Source organism: Methylobacterium pseudosasicola, from assembly GCF_900114535.1.
GTDB classification, from domain to species: domain Bacteria; phylum Pseudomonadota; class Alphaproteobacteria; order Rhizobiales; family Beijerinckiaceae; genus Methylobacterium; species Methylobacterium pseudosasicola.
This window is the reverse complement of sequence record NZ_FOTK01000011.1, coordinates 73,625-93,941: the sequence shown is the minus strand read 5'-3', so window position 1 is coordinate 93,941 and position 20,317 is coordinate 73,625. Positions and strand designations below refer to the sequence as shown.

Here is a 20,317-nt window from a genome sequence, read left to right as displayed (position 1 = left end):
CGTTGAAGAAGGCCTTCGTCAAATCCTACGGTTGCCAGATGAACGCCTACGACGCGGCCCGCATGGCCGACGTGCTGGGCGCTGAAGGGTTCACGGCGACTGATTCGGTGGAGGAGGCCGACGTCGTCGTCCTCAACACCTGCCACATCCGCGAGAAGGCCGCCGAGAAGGTCTATTCCGAGCTCGGCCGCCTGCGCGTCCTCAAGAGTGAGCGGCAGGCAAGGGGCCTCGACACCCGCATCGTTGTGGCCGGCTGCGTTGCCCAGGCGGAGGGCGCTGAGATCCAGGCGCGCCAGCCCGCGGTGGACGTGGTGGTCGGCCCGCAAAGCTATCATCGCCTGCCGGATCTGCTAGCTCGATCCCGCGAGCGCCGGGTGGTCGACACGGATTTCCCGGTCGAGGACAAGTTCACCCATCTGCCCCGCCGCCGGACTTCCGGGCCGACCGCCTTCCTCACCGTGCAGGAGGGCTGCGACAAGTTCTGCGCCTTCTGCGTGGTGCCCTACACCCGCGGCGCCGAAGTCTCGCGTCCCGTGGCGGCGGTGCTGGCCGAGGCTGAGAAGCTGGCCCAGGGCGGCACCCGCGAAGTCACGCTGATCGGCCAGAACGTCAACGGCTATCATGGCCTGGGCCCGGACGGCGCCCCGGTCGGGCTCGCGGACCTGATCCGGGCGGTCGCGAAGATCCCCGGCCTCGCCCGGATCCGCTACACGACGAGCCACCCCAACGATTTCGACGAGGCCCTGGTGCGCGCCCATGCCGAGGTGCCGGCCCTGATGCCCTACCTGCACCTGCCGGTGCAGTCGGGCTCGGACCGGATCCTCGCCGCCATGAACCGCAAGCACACCGGCGACCAGTATCGCCGCCTGATCGACCGTGTGCGTGCCGCCCGCCCCGACACCGCCCTGTCCTCCGATTTCATCGTCGGCTTCCCGGGCGAGACCGATGCCGACTTCGCCGACACCCTGCGGCTGGTGCGCGACATCGGCTTCGAGAGTGCGTTCTCGTTCAAGTACAGCCCCCGCCCCGGCACCCCGGCGGCCGAGCGTTCCGACATGGTCTCCGAATCCGTGATGGCGGAGCGGCTCGCCGAGCTGCAGGCGCTCCTCGACGCGCAGCGCTACGCCTACCAGCGGGCCGCCGTCGGCCAGGTCTTCGACGTGCTGGTCGAGAAGGCCGGTCGGCGTCCGGGCCAGGTCGCGGGCAAGACGCCGCACCTGCTGGCTGTGCAGTTTGACGCCCCGCTCCACCATATCGGGACGATCGTGCCGGTCCGGATCGTCGAGGCCGGCACCAACAGCCTGTTCGGTCAGCTGGCCACCGAGGCCGTGGCCGCGTGAGGATGTGATGATGGGGATGCCGGTGAGGATCACAGGTTGAGCGCGTCGGACGGGTCTGGCGTGCGCGGTGCCCTCCGGGGCCGCGGGCCGGCGGCCAGGCCGGCCGGATCGGACGAGACGGTCGAGGTGCCGCTGACCTTCGACGACAACCGCCTCGCGAGCCTCGTCTTCGGTCAATACGACCAGAACGTTGCCCATATCGAGCGCCGGCTCGACGTCACCGCCACGGCGCTCGGCAACCACCTCGTCATCAAGGGCTCGCCCGATGCCGCCGAGAAGGCCAGGCGGGTGTTCCAGAAGCTTTACGCGCGGGTCCGGACCGGCGGCAGCGCGCTCACGCTCGGCGATGTCGACGGCGCAATCCGCGAATCCACCGCCCAGGCTAGCCTGTTCCCCGCCGAGGCCATCGCCGCCGAGGCCGACAAGCCGCATTTCGAGCAGATCGCCACCCGCAAGCGTGGGGCCGTGCGGGCGCGCAACCCGGCGCAGGACCAGTACATCAAGCTGCTGCGCACCAACGAGCTGGTCTTCGCGGAAGGCCCGGCCGGCACCGGCAAGACCTGGCTCGCCGTCGGCCACGCCGTGTCGCTGCTGGAGCAGGGCCACGCCGAGCGGCTGATCCTGTCGCGCCCGGCGGTGGAGGCCGGCGAGCGTCTGGGCTTCCTGCCCGGCGACATGCGCGACAAGGTCGATCCGTATCTGCGCCCGATCTACGACGCCCTCTACGACTTCATGGAGGCGCGCCACGTCGACCGCGGGTTGCAGACCGGCATCATCGAGATCGCGCCGCTGGCCTTCATGCGCGGGCGCACGCTGACGAACGCCGTGGTGCTCCTCGACGAGGCGCAGAACACCACCTCCATGCAGATGAAGATGTTCCTGACCCGCCTCGGCGAGGGCTCGCGCATGATCATCACCGGCGACCCGAGCCAGATCGACCTGCCGCCGGGCCAGAAATCCGGCCTCGTGGAGGCGGTGAACGTGCTCGACGGCGTCGAGGGAATCGGCCGGGTGACCTTCAAGGACGTGGACGTGGTCCGCCACGATCTCGTGCGCCGAATCGTCACCGCCTACGAGCGCGCCTCCCACGGCGACCACGAGGCCGACCGCAATCCCAACCCCCGGCGCCGGCCCCTGGCGTGAGCATGCCTCACGACATCGACATCGCGGTCGAGGACGATCGCTGGGAAACCGCGATTCCGGAACTCGAATCGCTGGTGATCCGCGCCGTCGAGGCCGGGCTGGCGGCGGCCCCCGAGCGGCCCGACGGACCCGTCGAGGTTAGCGTCATGCTCACTGATGACGCCGCGGTCCAAGAGCTCAACCGCACCTGGCGCGGCAAGGACAAGCCCACCAACGTCCTGTCCTTCCCGGCCGCCCCGCAGCCCCGCCATGCGGGCGCCGCGCTGCCCTTGGGCGACGTGGTCCTTGCCTACGAGACCCTTGTGCGCGAGAGTGCGGAGCAGTCGAAGCCGCTCCAGAATCACCTCTCGCACCTCCTCGTCCATGGCACCCTGCATTGTCTCGGTCAGGACCACGAGATCGGCGAGGCCGAGGCTGAGGCCATGGAAGCGCTCGAAGTCGCGGCCCTCGCGACCTTGGGCATCCCGGACCCCTATGCCTGAGCGGCCGATTCCCCACCGCCCCCAGATCCGAGAGACATGAGCAACGATCGAAGTCGCGGCGCGGCCCTGGCCGCGCCCAGTTCCACCGAGGGCGAGTCCCAATCCCGGGAGCCCTGGTACGACCGCCTCCTGCAGGCACTCCACCTCAAGCCGCGCGATTCGCTGCGTGAGGGGCTCGAGGAGGCGCTCGCCGAGCCCGATGCCGGCGAGAGCGGTCTCACCCCCCTCGAGCGGGTGATGCTCAAGAACGTGCTCGGCCTGCACAAGGTGCGGGTCGATGACGTCATGGTCCCGCGGGCCGATATCGTCGCCGTCTCGAACGACACCAATCTCGGCGACCTGCTCAAGCTGTTCCGCACCGCCGGCCATTCCCGGCTGCCGGTCTATGGCGAAACGCTGGACGACCCCCGCGGCATGGTGCACATCCGCGACCTCGTCGATCACATCGCCGCCAAGGCCGAGCCGACCCGGCGCAGCCCGAGCACCGCGGCCCGCCCTGCCGTCGTCCCCGCCGAGGGCGAGGCCGATGTCGCCGTGGCACCCCGGACCACCCGGCGCCCGCCCGCGCGGCTGCCCCGGGCGCTCGATCTCGGCAAGGTCGATCTGACCACAACGCTGGCGGCAGCCCGCATCCAGCGGCCGGTCCTGTTCGTGCCGCCGTCCATGCCGGCCATCGACCTGCTGGTGCGGATGCAGGCGACGCGCACCCATATGGCCCTCGTCATTGACGAGTATGGCGGCACCGACGGGCTGATCTCCATCGAGGATCTGATCGAGGTCGTGGTCGGCGACATCGAGGACGAGCACGACGTCGCCGAGGCCAAGCAGGTCCAGCGGGTCGACGGCGAGGACGAGGTGTTCGTGGCCGATGCCCGCACGCCGCTCGCCGAGGTGTCCGAAGCCACCGGCGTCGATCTCGTGGCGGCGGTCGGCGACATGGCCGAGGAGATCGATACCCTGGGCGGCATGATCGTCACCCTGGCCGGGCGCGTCCCGTCCCGGGGCGAACTGATCGTCGGGCCGGGCAACCTCGAATTCGAGGTGCTGGATGCCGATCCCCGCCGCCTGAAGCGCCTGCGTTTCCACAAGGGCGCGGCGCGGATCGGCAATGTTGTGCCCCTGGCCCTGCCCCCGCCCTCCCCGCAGCCGGTCCCCGAGACGCCGCACCCATGATGGTCTTCGCGTGACGGGTGCTGCGTGGCGGTCCTGACCGTGGGTCATGCCCGGGACGTTGCCGCCCCGAGCAGCGGTCCCATGGGCCGCCCCGCCCCGGGCTTCGTGCGTGCCATCGCCCGGCTGACCGGCTGGCGGCGGCTCGGCCTCGCCTGGCTCGTCGGGGCGCTCGGTGCCTTGGCGATGCCGCCCTTCGGAGTCCTGCCGGCGCTGGCCGTGTCCCTGTCGGTGGCAATCTGGCTCATGGACGGGGCCGCCGCGGACCGGACCGCCCTGCGACGACTCTGGCCCTGCTTCCTGCTCGGCTGGGCCTGGGGCTTCGGCTATCTCACCGCCGGCCTGTGGTGGCTCGGCCAAGCCTTCTTGGTGGAGGCCGACGAGTTCCTGTGGGCGCTCCCTCTCGGGGTCGTCGGCCTGCCCTTCGGCCTCGGCCTGTTCTACGGGGCCGGGTTCGGCGCGGCCGGCCTGCTCTGGGCGCGCGGCCCGGCGCGGATCGCCGCGCTGGCCTTCGGGATCGGCGCCGTCGAGTGGCTGCGCGGCCACCTGTTCACGGGCTTTCCCTGGAACACCCTCGGGATGGCGCTCGCCCAGAACCTCTGGCTGATGCAGTGGGGTGCCGCGATCGGCCTCTACGGCCTGACCATCCTGGCGGTGCTGATCTGCGCCGCGCCCGCGACCCTGGCCACCGGTTCGCATCCACGCAGCCGGTTCGGGCCGAGCGCCGCCGCCGCGATCGTGCTGATTGGTATGGCGCTCTACGGCGCGGCACGCGTCGGGCCGCCCGATTCGGTGGTGACCGGCGTGCGCCTGCGCCTCGTTCAGCCGAACCTGCCGCAGGACGCCAAGTTCAGGCCCGAGAACCGGGCCGACATCGTCGACCGCTACATCGAGCTGAGCCAGCGCCCGACCGAGGCCGGTGCGCCTGAGCCGACCCATATCGTCTGGCCCGAATCGGCCTTCCCGTTCCTGATCCAGCGCGATCCCGATGCGCTGGCCAAGGTCGCGGCCGGCCTCAAACCCGGCCAGCAGCTGATGACCGGCGCGGCCCGGGCCGAGGAGCCCCTCCCCGGCGAGCGCCTGCGCTACTTCAACGCCGTCATGGTGATCGGGCCGGACGGCGTGATCTCCGACACCTACGACAAGGTCCACCTCGTCCCGTTCGGCGAGTACCTGCCGGCGCCCCTCGACGCGGCGCTCCGGACCCTGGGCCTGCGCCAGTTCGTGGCGATCCCCGGCGGCTTCTCGGCCGGGACCCTGGCGGCGCAGCGGATCCTGACGGTGCCGGGCCTGCCGCCCGTGGCGGCCACGATCTGCTACGAGGCGATCTTTCCGCACGCGATCCTGCCGGCGACCGCCGCCTCGGTGCCGCGGCCGCCCGGGCTGATCCTGAACGTCACCAACGACGCTTGGTTCGGCGATACGCCCGGCCCGCGCCAGCACCTCGCCCAGGCGCGCCTGCGCGCCGTCGAGGAGGGCCTGCCCCTGATCCGCGACGCCAATACCGGGATCTCCGCGGTGATCGACCCGCACGGCCGCATCGTCGCGCAGACCCAGCTCGACACGGAGACCTGGCTCGATGCTGACCTGCCGGCCCGCATCGTCGGCGGCACCCTGTACGGCCAGTTCGGCGACGCCGCTTTCGCGCTGATGCTCGCCGCCTGCCTCGGCGGTGCCCTAACCGCCCGGCGGCGGCCATGAGCCCGGAACGCACGGCCCCGGGTCGGATCTTCCTCGGCCTCGCGCTGATGCTGGTGGCGTTCAACCTGCGTCCGGCACTGAGCACGATCGGGCCGCTGCTCGCGACGATCCGGGAGAGCACGGGCCTCAGCGCCGGCGGCGCCGCGATCCTCACCACCCTGCCGGTCCTGTGTCTCGGCATCGCCTGTGCCCTGGCGGCGCCGCTGATCCGCCGGATCGGGCCCGACCTCGCCGTGCTGGTCGGCGCCACCATCCTGGCCGCGGGCCTGACCCTGCGCGGGCTCGGCGGCCTCGGGCCCCTGTTCGCCGGGGCCGCCCTCGCTGCCATCGGGATCGGGCTCGACAACGTGCTCCTGCCGGCCCTGGTGAAGCGCGACTTTTCCGGCAGCGGCGGTCTGATGACTGGCCTCTACACCATGACGCTCTGCCTCGGCGCGGCGGCGGGTGCGGGCGCGGCGGTGCCGGTGGAGCACGCCCTCAGGGGCGGCTGGCCCTCGGCGCTCGCGGTCTGGGCGCTGCCGGCCCTGCTGGCGGGGTTTTTGTGGATCCCGTTCGCCCGGCGCACGGCCTCACGGGCGGCGCCCTCCGCTGGCCGGCTGCTGCGCGATCCCCTGGCCTGGTGGGTCACGGGCTTCATGGGCCTGCAATCTTCGCTCGCCTACATCCTGTTCGGTTGGCTGCCGCTGCTGCTCCAGGCGCGCGGCCTCTCGGCGCTGGATGCCGGCCTCTTCGCTTCGCTGATGACCCTAATCCAGGCGCCGGGCGCCCTGATCACCGCCATGCTGGCCGCCCGAGTGCGGGACCAGCGCGCCTGGATCGTCGCGATTCCTGGGCTGACAGCGGCGGCGTTCCTCGTGCTCGCCTTCGGGCCGGACGCGTTGCGCATCCCCGGGGCCTGTGCCCTCGGCTTCGGCATCGGCGGCTGCTTCGGCCTCGGGCTGACCCTGATCGTGCTGCGTTCCGCCGATGCCGCCAGCGCCGCCGGCCTCTCGGCCATGGCGCAGGGCATCGGCTATACGGGCGCCTGCCTCGGCCCCCTGGCCTTCGGTTTCGCCCACGAGGCCACGGGCGGCTGGGGCCTCGCCGGCGGTCTGTTCGTCACCATCGCGGTCACCGCCATCCTGGTCGGGCAGGCCGCCGGCCGGGACCGCAAGGTCAGCGCCGCCGCGCCGGACTTGGCCAGCGCGCCGCTCCCTCCGTCGCCGCTTCCGGCCCGTAGCCACTGATCGGAGCGGTGGTTGCCACTGGGCCGTCATTCGCCCCCGTCAGTCGAGGCTGCGGTGCTGCAAGTGCAGCCAAAATCTCCTTGACGGAGGCCGCGTCCGGATCACGATAACGCAGAGTATTCTGCCGAAGCCGCCATTAGGCGCGCTCGGCCTCTGCTTCGGGTGAACGGCATGATACGTATCGACAGGTCGAAAGTTCTTCTGGCTTCAGCCGCGATCCTCGCCCTCGTTCTGACGATGACGGGTGTGCAGGCACGCGGGTTCGGGGGCGGGTTCCACGGTGGCGTCGGGACCCGGGTTGGCGCTTGGGGGCGGCCGTTGGGACCGGTTCGGCCGGGTCCGGCGATCATCGGTGGGCGGCCGTACCGGCCCGGCTTCGCGGTCCGGCACCCGTACGCCTACCGGCCCTGGTATGGCGGCTATTACGGCTACGGACTCGCCGGCCTCGGCTTCGGCCTGGGCAGCCTGTGGGACGATTTCGGCGATCCGTTCTTCGACGATGCCTATATCCACGCGCCGCGGATCTACCGGCCCCCGGTCTACGTGGCGCCGGCCGACGTGCCGCCCGTGGTCGAGGCGGACCCGGCCGATCTCGACGCCGCCGTGGCGGCCTGCGTCCGCCGCTTCAGGACCTACGATCCGGCCACGCAGACCTATATCGGCAAAGGCCACATCCGCCGCCACTGCCCCTGAGCGGGGCGCACGCAGCCGGAATACAGCCAAAAGAAAGGCCCCGCGGGCTGTAACCCGCGGGGCCTTCTCTCATTCAGTAGCGATGCGCTGCCGGGTAGAAAAACTTACTCGGCGGCGACCCGGTGGGCCTGGGAGCCGTCCGTGTAGGTCTCGGCCTGCAGGCGCTTGTGCGGGGCGGCGCGGCCTGGCAGCGGCGGCAGGGCCTTGGCCTTCTCCAGATCGATGCCCGCGCCCTCGGCGACGCGGCGGCCGTAATCCTCGTCCGCGTGCCAGAAGTGCCAGACCATCCGCAGCTGGATCGGCTCCGGGCACTGCTTCATGTCGTTGACGAGGTTGGCGATCAGGTCCTCGCGCTCCCAATCCTGGAACGAGCGGTACCGGACGCCGGCCTGGGTGTAGTCGTCCTCGGTGCGCGAGGTCTGGTAGCGACCGAGCTTACCCTCGACCGCCTGATGGTACTCCTTGGCGGGCTTAGGCGCCTCGCGCAGGCCCTGGGCCAGGGTCGAGGGCTCGTAGTTGATGTGCTTGTTCGGCCCGGTGCCGTCGACCGCAAAGGTCATCTGCCCGTCCCGCTGGTTGGAATAGACCTTCACGCCCGGCTGCGGCGCGTTGATTGGCAGCTGGAGGTAGTTCGGGCCGACGCGGTAGCGCTGGGTGTCCGAGTAGGACAGGGTCCGGCCCTGCAGCATCTTGTCGTCCGAGAAGTCGATGCCGTCGACCAGCACGCCGGTACCGAAGGCCGACTGCTCGACCTCGGCGAAGAAGTTGTCCGGCACCCGGTCCAGCACCATGCGGCCCACCGGCAGCAGCGGGAACTGGTCCACCGGCCACAGCTTCGTGTCGTCCAGCGGGTCGAACGACAGGTGGTCGTTCGGGCCGTCCGGCATGATCTGCACGCAGAACTCCCACTCGGGGAAATTGCCGGCCTGGATGTTGTCGTAGAGGTCGCGGGTCGCGTGGCCCACGTCCTTGCCCTGGATCTCGGCGGCCTGCGCCGAGGTCAGGTTGCGTACGCCCTGCTTCGGCTCCCAGTGGAACTTGCAGAGCACGGCCTCGCCCTGGTCGTTGACCAGCTTGTAGGTGTTGACGCCCGAACCTTCCATCTCACGGTAATTGGCCGGGATGCCCCAGGGCGACTTGAGGTGCGTCACCATGTGGATCGACTCGGGGTGCTGGGCCACAAAGTCGAAGAAGCGCCAGGCCTCCTGGCGGTTGGTCACCGGATCCGGCTTGAACGCGTGGATCATGTCGGGGAACTTGATCGCGTCCCGGATGAAGAACACCTTCAGGTTGTTGCCAACCAGGTCCCAATTGCCGTCGACGGTCTTGAACTTCACCGCGAAGCCGCGCGGGTCACGCTCGGTCTCCGGGCTCTCCTTGGCGCCGGCCACGGTGGAGAAGCGCACGAACATCGGCGTCTTCACGCCGGTCTCGTTCAGCACCCGGGCGCGGGTGTACTTGGAGGCCGGCTCGTTGCCGATCTTGCCATAGGCCTCGAAGTAGCCGTGCGCGCCGGCGCCGCGGGCATGGACCACGCGCTCCGGGATCCGCTCGCGGTCGAAATGGGTGATCTTCTCGATGAACTGGTAGTTCTCGAGCGTCGCGGGGCCACGCTCGCCGACCGTGCGGGTGCTCTGGTTGTCGCGGACCGGATGGCCCTGTCGGGTCGTGAGAATCGGGCGTTGATCGCTCATGCGTCTCGTCTCTCCGTAAAGCCTGTGATCCGGCATATGGGGCCGACTCGGCAGACTGGAACCGTTCCGGCGAGGTTATGGACCTCCGCCACCCCCTTGGCTAATGCATCGTGGCAAACGCCGTGATAGACGCAGCCTATGAACCTCTCGGGCCTGTCCCTGCGCGACCTGGAATATGTCGTCGCGGTCGCGGACGAGGGCCATTTCGGCCGAGCCGCCGAGCGCTGCAATGTCAGCCAGCCGACGCTCAGCGTGCAGGTGCGCAAGCTGGAGGGCGCCCTGGGGCTGACCCTGTTCGAGCGCTCGAACCGCCGGGTGCTGCTCACCGAAGCCGGACAGGGAATCGTCCGGCAGTCGCGGATCGTCCTGGCCGAGGCGCAGCGGCTGCTGGCGCTCGCCACCGAGGGTCGCGGCTCGCCGCTCACCGGCCGGCTGGTCCTGGCCGCGATCCAGACGCTCGGACCCTATTTCTTCCCGCTGGTGCTGCGGCCGCTGCGCCAGCAATACCCGCTGCTGACCCTGTCGCTGTCCGAATCGCGCACCGCCGAGATCGTCGAGGGCTTGCGCGACGGACGCATCGACGCCGCTTTGGTCTCGCTGCCGCTGCCCCCCGTCGGGCTGGCCGTGGCGCCGCTGTTCGTCGAGCCGTTCTGGCTCGCCTGCCCGGCCGAGCATGCGCTGGCCCGCGGCGGCGCCCTTTCGGCCACCGAGATCGCCGGGCCGGACCTGCTGCTCCTCGACGAGGGCAATTGCCTGCGCGACCAGGCGATTGCGGCCTGCGGCGCCGGCTCCTCGGTGGGCCGCCACGCCACCAGCCTGGAGACCCTCCGCTCGATGGTGGCGGCCGGGACCGGCTACACCCTGCTGCCGGCACTCGCGGTGCCCCCCGGCCCCGACCCGACCGGCCTGACCGTCACCCGCTCCTTCGACGTCGACGGCCCGGGCCGCACCATCGCGCTGGCCTGGCGGGCGAGCGACCCGCGCGCGCCCGGGCTGGCGAACCTCGCGGCGTTCTTCCGCGCGCATGCCCCTGCCGGCACCGCCGCCTGCCGGGACGGGGCGGCATAGGTTTTCAGGTTTGGGTTCTGGGGCACGGAATTCGTCGGCCCGCCCCGTCATTCCGGGCTCGCCTGCGACGCCCCGGAATGACGGGGTGATTCATGCAGCCGCCGGCATGCCGAAGACGTCCGAATAGTCGCCTTCCCCGCACCCAAGCCGGATTGTGATGTGTGGTTACACGCCGGATCGAACAGAATGCCCTCGCCGGCGCGAAACGGCGGCGCATAGGAGCACGTGCATGCGGCGCAGACCGATCGCGACCCTGGTCGCCCTCCTCGCCCCCGCGGCGGCTCTCGCCGGGCCGCACGATACCTTCGCCCGCATCGACGCCATCGACCGCGCCTCGCTGGTCATGACCGTGGAGGCCGGCATCGTCCCGCGGGACCTCGGGGCGCGGATCGCCCGGGCCCTCGACCAGGTCGCCGCGGAGGCCGCCAAGCCGGGAGCCGAGCGGCCGGACGATTACTTGCGGATCGAGCCGCTGATCACCGCCATCGCCGGCCCGGACGCCACCCGGATGCATTCCGGCCGCAGCCGGCAGGACATCATCCCGACCGTGCTGAAGCTCGACCAGCGCGACCGGCTGCTCGACCTCGCCGAGGCACTGGAGAAAACCCGGACCGCGCTCCTGAGCGTCGCCGAGCGGGAGGCCGACACAGTTATCCCGGCCTACACCAACGGCGTACAGGCCCAGCCGACGACGCTGGGCCACTATCTCCTCGGCTATGCGGCAGCGCTGGCCCGCGATGCGGACCGCCTGCGCGAGAGCTGGGCGCGGGTGAACCTGTCGCCGCTCGGCGCCGCGGCCCTGGGCACCTCGAGCTTTCCGGTGGATCGCGTCCGCCTTGCCGGGCTCCTCGGCTTCGATGCGCCGGTGGAGAACAGCTACGATGCCGGCCAGCTCGCGCCGATGGATCTCGGCCTGGAGCTGACTGCGCTCTCGGCCAACCTCGCCACCACCGCGGGCAGCTTCGCGCAGGATCTGTACGCGCAGTACCACCAGACCCGGCCGTGGATCCTGCTGCGCGAGGGCGCGCTGACGGGGCCGAGCAGCATCATGCCGCAGAAGCGCAACCCGGTGGCGCTCTACAGCCTGCGCATGAAGGCGAGCGACGTGGTCGGCGCGGCCCAGGCCTTCGTCATCATGGCGCACAACGTCGAGTCCGGCATGCCGGACTACAAGCGCAACCAGGCCGAGCCTCCGGGCCGGACGGTTTCCGAGGCGGCCGAGACCTGCCGGCGCTGGACCCGGGTCCTCGACGGGCTGGTGATCGACCGGGACCGGGCTGCCGACGAGGTCGCGGCCGATTATTCCACCACCACGGAACTCGCCGACACGCTGCAGCGCGAGGCCGACGTGCCGTTCCGGCTCGGGCACCATTTCGCCTCCGAGTTGGTGAGCTACGGCCGCAGCCACGACCTGCGCCCGGCCGACCTCCCCTTCGTTGAGGTGAAGCGGATCTACGCGGAGGCCGCCGCAGGCTCGGGCCTGACGCCGGAGCTGCCCCTCGACGAGGCCCGGTTCCGCGCCGCCCTGTCGGCCCGCGGCATGATCGACGCCGCCAAGGGCCTCGGCGGTCCGCAACCCGCGGAGGTCCGGCGCATGCTCGCCGCCGCCCGGATGCGCCTCGACGCCGACCGGACTTGGCTTGCCGAGCGCCGCACCGCGCTCGCGGCGGCACGCGGCCGGCTGGATGCGGCTTTTGCGGATATCAGAAAGGGGCCGTAGGGCCGTTCCCGATAAAGCGCCCCTCCCACCTGACCCCCTCATCCTGAGGTGCCCGCATCAGCGGGCCTCGAAGGAGCCCTCCAGCCGGCCACGCGATCCCTGGAGGGCTCCTTCGAGGCCTCCGCTTCGCTTCGGCACCTCAGGATGAGGGAAGTGGGTGGGATTGGCCATGTGGCACACGCCAAGCGGACGAAGTGCTCCAGCTTGAGAGAAATAGGCTCACGCAACCCCACGCGAACACCGGACCTCGCCAACCCTGACATCGGCATTCCCAAAAAGAATCTTTGCCGTGACAGGGCCCATATTGCGGTGTAGCGGCCCTCACGCCCGGCAATCAGTGCGGGTGCATCCCCCGCCGGTCGCCTTGCCCTCCTTCCGCACCCTCGGCCTCTGGGCCGCCCTCGCCGCCGTGTCGGCGATCGTCTCGTACGGGCTCCTGCGCGCGCAGTTTCCGGCGGCGCTGCTGCTCGGCCCGATGATCGCTGCCATCGCCTTCGGGGTCGGTGGTTCTCGGCTGCACGTGCCGCGTGTGGCCTTCAACGCCTCCCAGGCGATGATCGGCTGCCTGGTCGCCCATGCCGTCACCGGGCAGATCGCTCAGACCCTGTTCGAGGACGGCCCGCTGATCGTCGCCGTGGTGCTGGTGACCGTGGCGGCGAGCGGATTCGTCGGCTGGGTCCTGACCCGGTTGCGGGTGCTGCCCGGCACCACGGCGGCCTGGGGATCCTCGCCCGGGGGCGCCTCGGCCATGGTGGCGATGGCCGAGGATTTCGGCGCGGATCCGCGGCTCGTCGCCTTCATGCAATATGTCCGCGTGGCCGCGGTGGTGTTCTCGGCTTCGCTCGCCGCCCGGTTCCTGATGGAGACGCCGGTCCCGGGGGCCGCCGCCGGCGCGGCCGAGGTCACCGGGCCGGCCTCGCTGCTGGCGACGCTGGCGGTCGCTGTGGTCGGGGCCGGCGCGGCCCTGGCCCTGCGGGTCCCGGCGGGCGCCCAGGTCGGCCCGATGGTGCTGGGCAGCCTGCTCCATGCCAGCGGCCTTGTGCGCATGTCCCTGCCGGCGCCGATCCTCGAACTCGCCTATGCCTGCATCGGCGCCTATGTCGGCCTGCGCTTCACCCGCGAGACCTTGCGGCTGACCGTCTCGGCGCTCCCGGGCATCCTGGCTGCGACGTTCTCCGTGATCGCTTTGTGCGCCGCCTGGGGCTGGGGCCTGACCTTCCTGCTGCCGATCGACCTGCTCACCGCGGTGCTCGCCACCAGTCCGGGGGGCCTCGATTCCGTGGCGATCATCGCGGTCGGCTCGAAGGCAGACGTGTCCTTCGTCCTCGCCGTGCAGACCCTGCGGCTGTTCGTGGTGCTGCTCACCGGGCCACTGCTCGCCAAATGGATCAGCCGGACGGTGCCGGAGGGGGCCGCCTGATGAACGCCCTGGTCCTCGCCTTCCTCAATTCCTGGCGCGGCTTGCGCCACGGCGCCCGCACCGAGCGGGCCGTGCGGCAGGAGCTGGTGCTGCTGGCGCTGGGCGTGCCGGTGGCTCTGTTCCTCGGCGCGACCCTGTGGGTCCGGGTCGCCCTGATGGTGAGCCTGCTGCTGATGCTGGCCGTCGAATTCCTCAACACCGCCGTGGAAAAGCTCTGCGACCACGTCCACCCCGGCCATCACCCGATGATCGGCACCGTGAAGGACCTGGCCTCGGCCGGCACCTTCATGGCGCAGGTGGCGGCTTTGCTGGTGTGGGTGGCGGCTTTGGTCGAGCGGGTGGGATGAGGTGCCCCCGGATCTACCGCGCTCCGAGGCTGTGAAGGCGGCCGGCCCGGTCGATCCGGATCACGCTGCCCGGCCTCCGCAGCGCGTCTTCCGCCGCCCGGAGGGCCTTTCGGAACAGCCGGCCGGTCTCGCCCGGCGGCGATGAGGGCAGCAGGATCAGTCCCGGATGGTCTGGGACTCGCGCGGCCAGCGCCAGGAAATCGCCGGCATTCACAGTGACCACGACCGCGCGGGCCTCGCACGCGAATGCGAAGATCGCCGCATCCGTCGCTTGGCGGCCGAGCTCAGCGATGGCGAGGGTGCGCTGCGCCGTATGACCCAGGCCGTCTGCGATGCCGACCAGGGATTTTGGGCAGCATTCGTCAAGGAGCAGGTACAACGCGGCGCGCCTTCCGGGGCGGGCGGCCCTGGCGCGGGCTGACGCGGTCGAACAGGATGGCGGCGGAGACCTGATCAGGCGTCAGGTCGAATTCATCGGCCAACGCCTCCAGAGAGGCGCCTTGCCGAACCATGTCGGCGACGTGCCGGGCCGGGATCCGCGTTCCGCGCAGAACTGGTTCGCCGCCCAGGATCTCGGCGTGCTGTTCGATCGCCTCGTCGTGCAGCTGATTGAGGATCCGCATTCGATCGGCGAGTTCGGCTTCCACGGCGTCGAGGGCGATGCTGAGATGACCGATCCGGGCGGTGTTTCCGCGCGCTTCATGAGCCGCCGCGATCGCATCGCGCAAGCGTTGCCGCAGGGCCGGGGCCAGATCGACGCGCAGATCGCGCACGGCGGCGAGGTAGAGCAGATCCGCGCTGCCGATCTCACGGACGGTTTGACCGCGCCCCGCGACGATCCCGGCATCGATCTCGCTGTTCACCCCGCGCACGCTGGACTGCGTGACGAAGGCAGCTTCCGGGACTGTAAGGGCGTGGCGGACCAGCGGCATCGAAACTCATCCGTAGTGGCGGATAAGTTTATGATGTGCAGCACACTCGTGCAACGATGATCGGCTCGACGTGTCGCTGGCTGCCAAGCTGAGTCGGCATGGCAGCCAGCGACCATCTTTGCCATTTTGCGCGGCGATGGAGGCCGTTCGGCATGGCGACCATGAACGTATCGTTGGCTGAGGCGATGAAGGACTGGGTCGAGGCTCAGGCCGAGACCGGGCGCTTCGGCAGCGCCAGTGACTGTGTCCGCGACTTGATCCGCCGCGATCAGGTGCGGAGCGACGGCGTTGCCCAGCTTCAGACGCTGATTGCCGAAGGGTTCGACAGCGGCGTCAGTGACCGCTCTTTGGATACAATCTTCGCCGAGGCCCGAGAGCGGGTGCGGGCTACCCAGAAACGGTGACCATCCGGACGACGCGGCAGGCGGACGGCATCCTGATCGTCCGCGTCCTGCACCGCCGCCAGGATTGGGCACGGCATCTGACCTGACAGGCCCCCGCTCGCATCTCGCCGCGCGAGGGTCTATCTCCGGCCCACCGCGTCCCGCGCCCCAAGTCCCAAAACATGACCGACTACATCCGAAAGATCCTGACCGCCCGCGTCTACGACGTGGCGATCGAGAGCCCGCTCGATCCGATGCCGCGGATGACGCAGCGGCTCGGCCGGCCCGTGCTGCTGAAGCGCGAGGACCTGCAGCCGGTCTTCTCGTTCAAGCTGCGGGGCGCCTACAACAAGATGTCGGGCTTGAGCCCGGACCAGATCGCCCGGGGGGTGGTCTGCGCCTCGGCGGGCAACCATGCGCAGGGCGTGGCGCTGGCCGCGGCCAAGCTCGGCGCGCGGGCGGTGATCGTGATGCCGCGCACCACCCCGTCGATCAAGGTCGATGCCTGCCGGGCGCGCGGCGCCGAGGTGGTGCTGCACGGCGACGCTTTCGACGAGGCGCTCGCCCAGGCGAAGATCTTGGAGGCCGAGCAGGGCCTGACCTTCCTGCACCCGTTCGACGATCCCGAGGTGATCGCCGGCCAGGGGACCATCGGCAAGGAGATCCTGGAGCAGCATACCGGCCCGATCGAGGCGATCTTCGTGCCGGTGGGCGGCGGCGGGCTGGCGGCCGGGATCGCCACCTTCGTGAAGTACCTGCGCCCGGGCACCAAGGTGATCGGCGTCGAGCCGGAGGATGCCGCCTGCATGGCTGCGGCGCTCGCCGCCGACACACGGGTCAGCTTGCCCTCGGTGGGGCTGTTCGCCGACGGCGTCGCCGTGCGCCAGGCCGGCGAGGAGACGTTCCGGCTCTGCCGCGAGCATCTCGACGAGGTCATCACCGTCGACACCGACGCCATGTGCGCGGCGGTAAAGGACATTTTCGACGACACCCGCGCGGTGTCCGAGCCGTCAGGCGCCCTGAGCCTCGCCGGGGCCAAGCTCTACGCCGAGCGCGAGGGCGGCGACGGCACCCTGATCGCGATCTCCTCGGGGGCCAATCTCAACTTCGACCGCCTGCGTCACATCGCCGAGCGGGCGGAGATCGGCGAGCAGCGCGAGGTCCTGCTCGGCGTCACCATCCCGGAGCAGCCCGGCGCCTACCGGGCGTTCATCCGGGCGCTCGGGCCGCGCGCGATCACCGAGTTCAACTACCGCCACGCGCCCGGCTCCGAGGCGCAGATCTTCGTCGGCATCAACGTCGCCGGGGGCAAGCGCGAGAAGCAGGCGCTGATCGGCGACCTGCGCGCGGCCGGTTACCGGGTGCTCGACATGAGCGACAACGAGATGGCCAAGGTCCATGTCCGCTACATGGTCGGCGGACGGGCCGTGGGCGTGGCGCACGAGCGGCTGTTCCGCTTCCAGTTCCCGGAGCGGCCCGGCGCGCTGATGAAGTTCTTGGATACGCTCGGTCCGGGCTTCGACATCACCCTGTTCCACTACCGCAACCACGGCGCGGATTATGGTCGGGTGCTCGCCGGGATCGCGGTGCCGCCGGCCGAGCGCGCCCGGTTCGACGCGGTGATCGAGGCGCTCGGCTACCCGGCCACCGACGAGACCGAGAACCCGGCCTACCGGCTGTTCTTGGACGGCGAGGCGGCGGCCTAACTCCTAGCTATTCACGGTATCGACCGAGACCACGTCGGCAGTCTCGCGCAGCTTGGCGGCGATCGCCTCGAAGCTCGTGCGCGAGAGCCGGACGAAGGTGACGGTCACCTCGTCGAGATCCGGGTCGGAGGCCGGCCGGGTGGTGAACTGGCGGACCCGCGAGGCCCGCTCGCCGGTCACGGCGTGGAGCGTGTCGATGGACATCGTGCCCTTGCGCACGGTCATCCGCAGGGTCTGCGATCGCATCCGCTCGCGCCAGCGCTCCTCGAACGGCTTGATCCCGGCCAGGATCCCGACCACCAGGGCCGTGGTCGCCAGGGCCGGCACGTAGAGCCCGCTGCCAATGGCCAGCCCGATCGCGGCGACACCCCAGAGGCTGGCCGCAGTGGTGAGCCCCTTAACCACCTCGCCCCGCAGCAGGATCGTGCCCGCGCCCAGGAACCCGATCCCCGAGACCACCTGCGCGGCGATACGGGAGGGATCGAGCACGACGTTCTTGGTGCCGAGCACGTCGCTGAAGCCGAAGGCCGAGACGATCATGATCAGGCAGGAGCCGACGCAGACGAGCATGTGCGTCCGCAGGCCGGCCGCCCAGAGCAGCCGCTCGCGCTCCAGCCCGATCACGCTGCCGGCCAAAGCCGCCAGGGCGAGCCGGGTCACCATCTCGACGTTGCTGATCAGAATCGCCTCCGTCGCTCCGCGTTCTGCGGATCGGTTCTGGAGGTAGCGGGAGGGCGGATCAAGGCGGGTTCGGGATTCGACCCCACGCCGTCATTGCGAGGAGAGCGAAGCAATCCAGGGCAGCGCGATGTTCGGGAAGCGCGCGCCACACTGGGTTGCTTCGCTGCACTCGCAATGACGGTGAGGCGGGATCCTCAAAAAAACGCTCAGGCTACCCCGAGCGCCGCTTTCTCCACCTCGTAGGCCGCCCGCACGGCGGCCGCGCCGTAGGACCGCTCCAGCCGTCGCACGGTGAAATGCGCGCGGGCGGTGGATTGGAAGTGGCTCATGAAGGCGGTGTTCACCGCCGCTCCCCCGAAGGCACCCAGCACCGGCACCGCCTGGGCGGCGACCTTCTGGGAGACCACGAGGCCGAACCGAGCCGCGATCTGCGCGGAGAACCGGATCAGGGCCGGCGCCGACTGGTCGAGCAGGGTCTTGCTGCCGGCGTAGCGGGCTGCCTCCGCCAGGGTCTTGGCAAGGGCGGCGCGGACGGCGAAGTAGCCGCTCTCGGTGAGCGCTGAGCCGGCCCCGGTCTCGGGCGGCGTGCGGCCGCCGAGGGCGAAGACCTGCACGCAGGCCAGCGCGCCTTCCGGCGTCTCGAGATCCTCGCCCTCCTCCCGGGCGATCTCGGCGATCGAGCGCAGCATCAGCGTGGTCGAGACCGGAAGCTCCACCGCCAGCGTGGTGAAGCCGAACGCGCCGCCGAGGGCGCCGGAGAGGGCGGCGAAGGCCTTGTGCTTGGTGTCGCCCGAGCCGAGCAGCCGGGTCAGCCGGCTCTCGGCCTTGGCGGCGACGGCCTCGATCTCGGTGCCCGAAGTGGGGACGACATCCTTGCGCGGCAGCGTCGCCAGGGCGACCCGCAGGGCGCCGCGCATCGCCGCCTCGGTGGAGCGGCCGACCGCCTCGGTCACCGGGGCGGGCAGCGAGCGGCCGATGATGTCGAGGGGGGCGCCCGCCGCCGCGGACAGGCGGGCGGCCAGGCTCGGCCGCTCCAGCACCTGCACGGCCCGGCGCAGGGCGGCGAGATCGGCGTCGCTTAGGGCCGTCTCGGGAATCGTCGCCGGCACGGTCGCGTCGGCGCGGGTGAGGTCGGTCGTGCTCATCCGGGAATCCCTGGATCTGGTCGCGTCACGCGGTGCCGGAGGCCCGCGCCGTGGAAGGAAGCTCGGGCGCCGGGATGCGGTTCCCCGCCTCCTCGGCCGCCCGCGCCGCGGCCTCGTCCTGCCGCTGCCCGCGCCGCCCGACCGCCAGGCAGAGGATCAGCACCGGGATCCCGACCAGCGATGTCATCACGAAGAAGGCCGGGTAGCCGATCGACGCGACGACGAAGCCCGAGGAGCCGGCGATCAGCTTGCCCGGCAGGGCGTAGAGCGAGGAGAACAGCGCGTACTGCGTCGCCGCATAGGCCGTGCTGGTGAGGCTGGACATGTAGGCGATGAGGACAATGCCCGCGAAGGATCCGCAGAAGTTCTCGATGGAGATCGCCACCGTCAAGCGCCAGATCTCGGGGGCGCCGGCCGAGAGCCATGCGAAGGCGAGATGCGACGCGGCTGCCAGGAAGGCGCCGAGCAGCAGGGTCGGGAACAGCCCGAGCCGGGCGAGAGCCCAGCCGCCCGCGAAGCCACCGGCGATGCCGACCCAGATCCCGTAGAGCTTGGTGACGGTGGCGATCTCCTTCAGGTCGAAGCCGAGCGTCCGGTAGAGCGGGCTCGCCATCACGCCGGAGAGGAAGTCCGGCAGGCGGTAGAGCGCCACCAGCAACAGGATGCCCCAGAGCGCGCCGCCGAAGCGGCCGTGCAGCTCGGTCAGCGGCTCCAGCACCGCCCGGCGCATCGACCAGAACCGGGAATGGCCCGTCGAATCCACCTGCACCCGCGCCGGCGCGTCGAAGGCCGGTGCCAGCAGCGCGGCGATCATGCCCACCAGCATCAGGGCGGCCATGGTCAGGTAGGCGAGGGTCCAGCCCCCGGCCGCGGCGATGAACAGGGCGCCGGCCCCGGCTGCGATCAGCCCGAGCCGGTAGCCGAGGTTCGAGGTCGCCGCCAGGATGCCCTGGAAGTCGCTGCCGGCGGCGTCGATGCGCCAGCCATCCACAACGACATCCTGGCTCGCTGCGCAGAACGCCACCAGGAAGGCGCCGAGGCCTAAGAGCGCCAGATTGGTCTTCGGGTCGGAGAAGGCCATCAGGACCAGGCACAGGGCGACGGCGGCCTGCGTTGTCACCATCCAGGCCCGGCGCCGGCCGAGCCGCGCACTCAAGACCGGGACGTTCAGCCGGTCGATTGCCGGCGCCCAGAGGAATTTCAGCGAGTACGGCAGCGCCACGTAGCTGAACAGGCCGATCGCCCGCACGTCGATATCCGAGAAGGCGAGCCGGAGCGTGAAGGTCCCGAGCACCAGCAGCAGCGGCAGGCCGGAGGAGAATCCAAGCGCCAGCATCAGCAGGATCCGCCGGTCCTGGACGATATCGCGCAGGTGAAAGCGGTGGGCAGCCTGTGGCGGGTTGGCCATGGCATGGAACTCCTGAGCTCTATTGGCCTTGATCCCGCGAAATCGTGGCAGCCTTGGG

The 20,317-nt window shown here is 70.6% G+C and carries 20 protein-coding genes; 14 read left to right on the top strand and 6 right to left on the bottom strand.

The features are described 5' to 3' along the window. Window positions 1–2 precede the first annotated feature (2 nt). The 7 genes from miaB (at window position 3) to BM228_RS13005 (ending at window position 7,755) form a co-directional block, all read left to right on the top strand. A complete protein-coding gene (gene miaB, locus BM228_RS13035; protein WP_092040874.1) occupies window positions 3–1,340 on the top strand; it encodes a tRNA (N6-isopentenyl adenosine(37)-C2)-methylthiotransferase MiaB in 1,338 nt (445 codons plus the stop codon). 36 nt (window positions 1,341–1,376) lie between these two features. Next, complete coding sequence (locus BM228_RS13030) at window positions 1,377–2,483, top strand: PhoH family protein (protein WP_092040871.1); 1,107 nt, start codon at window positions 1,377–1,379, stop codon at window positions 2,481–2,483. A gap of 2 nt (window positions 2,484–2,485) precedes the next feature. Then, window positions 2,486–2,965 (top strand): rRNA maturation RNase YbeY, encoded by a 480-nt coding sequence (gene ybeY, locus BM228_RS13025; RefSeq protein ID WP_092040868.1) that lies wholly within the window; start codon window positions 2,486–2,488, stop codon window positions 2,963–2,965. 36 nt (window positions 2,966–3,001) lie between these two features. Beyond that, complete coding sequence (locus tag BM228_RS13020) at window positions 3,002–4,138, top strand: hemolysin family protein (RefSeq protein ID WP_092040866.1); 1,137 nt, start codon at window positions 3,002–3,004, stop codon at window positions 4,136–4,138. Window positions 4,139–4,219: 81 nt separating this feature from the next. Continuing rightward, window positions 4,220–5,836, top strand: a complete 1,617-nt coding sequence (gene lnt / locus BM228_RS13015) for an apolipoprotein N-acyltransferase (RefSeq protein ID WP_244537132.1) — start codon at window positions 4,220–4,222, stop codon at window positions 5,834–5,836. Next, the gene (locus BM228_RS13010; protein WP_092040864.1) at window positions 5,833–7,062 is read left to right on the top strand and encodes an MFS transporter; all 1,230 of its coding nucleotides are present in this window, start codon (window positions 5,833–5,835) and stop codon (window positions 7,060–7,062) included. The genes lnt and BM228_RS13010 overlap by 4 nt, the downstream gene beginning before the upstream one ends. A gap of 171 nt (window positions 7,063–7,233) precedes the next feature. Continuing rightward, the gene (locus BM228_RS13005) at window positions 7,234–7,755 is read left to right on the top strand and encodes a BA14K family protein (protein WP_139234087.1); all 522 of its coding nucleotides are present in this window, start codon (window positions 7,234–7,236) and stop codon (window positions 7,753–7,755) included. A gap of 104 nt (window positions 7,756–7,859) precedes the next feature. Here the strand turns inward: BM228_RS13005 and BM228_RS13000 are convergent, their stop codons facing one another. Beyond that, a complete protein-coding gene (locus BM228_RS13000) occupies window positions 7,860–9,449 on the bottom strand; it encodes a catalase (RefSeq protein ID WP_092040858.1) in 1,590 nt (529 codons plus the stop codon). Between the two features lie 138 nt (window positions 9,450–9,587). Between BM228_RS13000 and BM228_RS12995 the strand changes: the two genes are divergently transcribed. The 4 genes from BM228_RS12995 to BM228_RS12975 all read left to right on the top strand — a co-directional run bounded on the left by BM228_RS12995 (window position 9,588) and on the right by BM228_RS12975 (window position 14,004). Next, window positions 9,588–10,517 carry a LysR substrate-binding domain-containing protein gene (locus BM228_RS12995; RefSeq protein ID WP_092040856.1) on the top strand — a complete coding sequence of 310 codons (930 nt, stop codon included), beginning with the start codon at window positions 9,588–9,590 and terminating at the stop codon, window positions 10,515–10,517. 229 nt (window positions 10,518–10,746) lie between these two features. Then, entirely contained in the window at window positions 10,747–12,237 is a 1,491-nt protein-coding gene (locus BM228_RS12990; RefSeq protein ID WP_092040853.1) for an argininosuccinate lyase, read from the top strand. Between the two features lie 364 nt (window positions 12,238–12,601). Beyond that, window positions 12,602–13,657, top strand: coding sequence for an AbrB family transcriptional regulator (locus BM228_RS12980; protein ID WP_092041029.1), 1,056 nt, complete (start codon window positions 12,602–12,604; stop codon window positions 13,655–13,657). After that, complete coding sequence (locus BM228_RS12975) at window positions 13,657–14,004, top strand: diacylglycerol kinase (protein WP_092040847.1); 348 nt, start codon at window positions 13,657–13,659, stop codon at window positions 14,002–14,004. The genes BM228_RS12980 and BM228_RS12975 overlap by 1 nt, the downstream gene beginning before the upstream one ends. 13 nt (window positions 14,005–14,017) lie before the next feature. Here BM228_RS12975 and BM228_RS12970 read toward each other — a convergent pair whose 3' ends face one another. Then, window positions 14,018–14,383, bottom strand: a complete 366-nt coding sequence (locus tag BM228_RS12970; RefSeq protein WP_092040845.1) for a DUF5615 family PIN-like protein — start codon at window positions 14,381–14,383, stop codon at window positions 14,018–14,020. After that, window positions 14,367–14,540: a DUF433 domain-containing protein gene (locus BM228_RS36100; RefSeq protein WP_425284939.1), complete on the bottom strand. Its 174-nt coding sequence runs from the start codon at window positions 14,538–14,540 to the stop codon at window positions 14,367–14,369. The genes BM228_RS12970 and BM228_RS36100 overlap by 17 nt, the downstream gene beginning before the upstream one ends. Here BM228_RS36100 and BM228_RS35350 point away from each other — a divergent pair. From BM228_RS35350 to ilvA, 3 genes are all read left to right on the top strand, one after another. Continuing rightward, entirely contained in the window at window positions 14,505–14,996 is a 492-nt protein-coding gene (locus BM228_RS35350; RefSeq protein WP_244537131.1) for a hypothetical protein, read from the top strand. The genes BM228_RS36100 and BM228_RS35350 overlap by 36 nt on opposite strands. A gap of 92 nt (window positions 14,997–15,088) precedes the next feature. Beyond that, the gene (locus BM228_RS12960) at window positions 15,089–15,340 is read left to right on the top strand and encodes a type II toxin-antitoxin system ParD family antitoxin (RefSeq protein WP_092040839.1); all 252 of its coding nucleotides are present in this window, start codon (window positions 15,089–15,091) and stop codon (window positions 15,338–15,340) included. A 101-nt stretch (window positions 15,341–15,441) separates the two neighbouring features. Further along, the gene (ilvA, locus tag BM228_RS12955; RefSeq protein WP_167367722.1) at window positions 15,442–17,025 is read left to right on the top strand and encodes a threonine ammonia-lyase, biosynthetic; all 1,584 of its coding nucleotides are present in this window, start codon (window positions 15,442–15,444) and stop codon (window positions 17,023–17,025) included. Between the two features lie 3 nt (window positions 17,026–17,028). Here the strand turns inward: ilvA and BM228_RS12950 are convergent, their stop codons facing one another. The 3 genes from BM228_RS12950 to BM228_RS12940 form a co-directional block, all read right to left on the bottom strand. Then, entirely contained in the window at window positions 17,029–17,688 is a 660-nt protein-coding gene (locus BM228_RS12950; protein ID WP_092040835.1) for an MgtC/SapB family protein, read from the bottom strand. 224 nt (window positions 17,689–17,912) lie between these two features. Further along, window positions 17,913–18,851 (bottom strand): EcsC family protein, encoded by a 939-nt coding sequence (locus BM228_RS12945; protein ID WP_092040832.1) that lies wholly within the window; start codon window positions 18,849–18,851, stop codon window positions 17,913–17,915. Between the two features lie 25 nt (window positions 18,852–18,876). After that, window positions 18,877–20,259 carry an AmpG family muropeptide MFS transporter gene (locus tag BM228_RS12940; RefSeq protein ID WP_092040829.1) on the bottom strand — a complete coding sequence of 461 codons (1,383 nt, stop codon included), beginning with the start codon at window positions 20,257–20,259 and terminating at the stop codon, window positions 18,877–18,879. Window positions 20,260–20,317: the final 58 nt, after the last annotated feature.

Bases quoted from the DNA above. Each gene is read 5' to 3' on its own strand.
- ybeY (WP_092040868.1), top strand. From the start codon at position 2,486: ATGCCTCACGACATCGACATCGCGGTCGAGGACGATCGCTGGGAAACC.
- BM228_RS13020 (WP_092040866.1), top strand. From the start codon at position 3,002: ATGAGCAACGATCGAAGTCGCGGCGCGGCCCTGGCCGCGCCCAGTTCC.
- lnt (WP_244537132.1), top strand. From the start codon at position 4,220: ATGGGCCGCCCCGCCCCGGGCTTCGTGCGTGCCATCGCCCGGCTGACC.
- BM228_RS13010 (WP_092040864.1), top strand. From the start codon at position 5,833: ATGAGCCCGGAACGCACGGCCCCGGGTCGGATCTTCCTCGGCCTCGCG.
- BM228_RS13005 (WP_139234087.1), top strand. From the start codon at position 7,234: ATGATACGTATCGACAGGTCGAAAGTTCTTCTGGCTTCAGCCGCGATC.
- BM228_RS13000 (WP_092040858.1), bottom strand. From the start codon at position 9,449: ATGAGCGATCAACGCCCGATTCTCACGACCCGACAGGGCCATCCGGTC.
- BM228_RS12995 (WP_092040856.1), top strand. From the start codon at position 9,588: ATGAACCTCTCGGGCCTGTCCCTGCGCGACCTGGAATATGTCGTCGCG.
- BM228_RS12990 (WP_092040853.1), top strand. From the start codon at position 10,747: ATGCGGCGCAGACCGATCGCGACCCTGGTCGCCCTCCTCGCCCCCGCG.
- BM228_RS12975 (WP_092040847.1), top strand. From the start codon at position 13,657: ATGAACGCCCTGGTCCTCGCCTTCCTCAATTCCTGGCGCGGCTTGCGC.
- BM228_RS12960 (WP_092040839.1), top strand. From the start codon at position 15,089: ATGGCGACCATGAACGTATCGTTGGCTGAGGCGATGAAGGACTGGGTC.
- BM228_RS12950 (WP_092040835.1), bottom strand. From the start codon at position 17,688: ATGGTGACCCGGCTCGCCCTGGCGGCTTTGGCCGGCAGCGTGATCGGG.
- BM228_RS12945 (WP_092040832.1), bottom strand. From the start codon at position 18,851: ATGAGCACGACCGACCTCACCCGCGCCGACGCGACCGTGCCGGCGACG.
- BM228_RS12940 (WP_092040829.1), bottom strand. From the start codon at position 20,259: ATGGCCAACCCGCCACAGGCTGCCCACCGCTTTCACCTGCGCGATATC.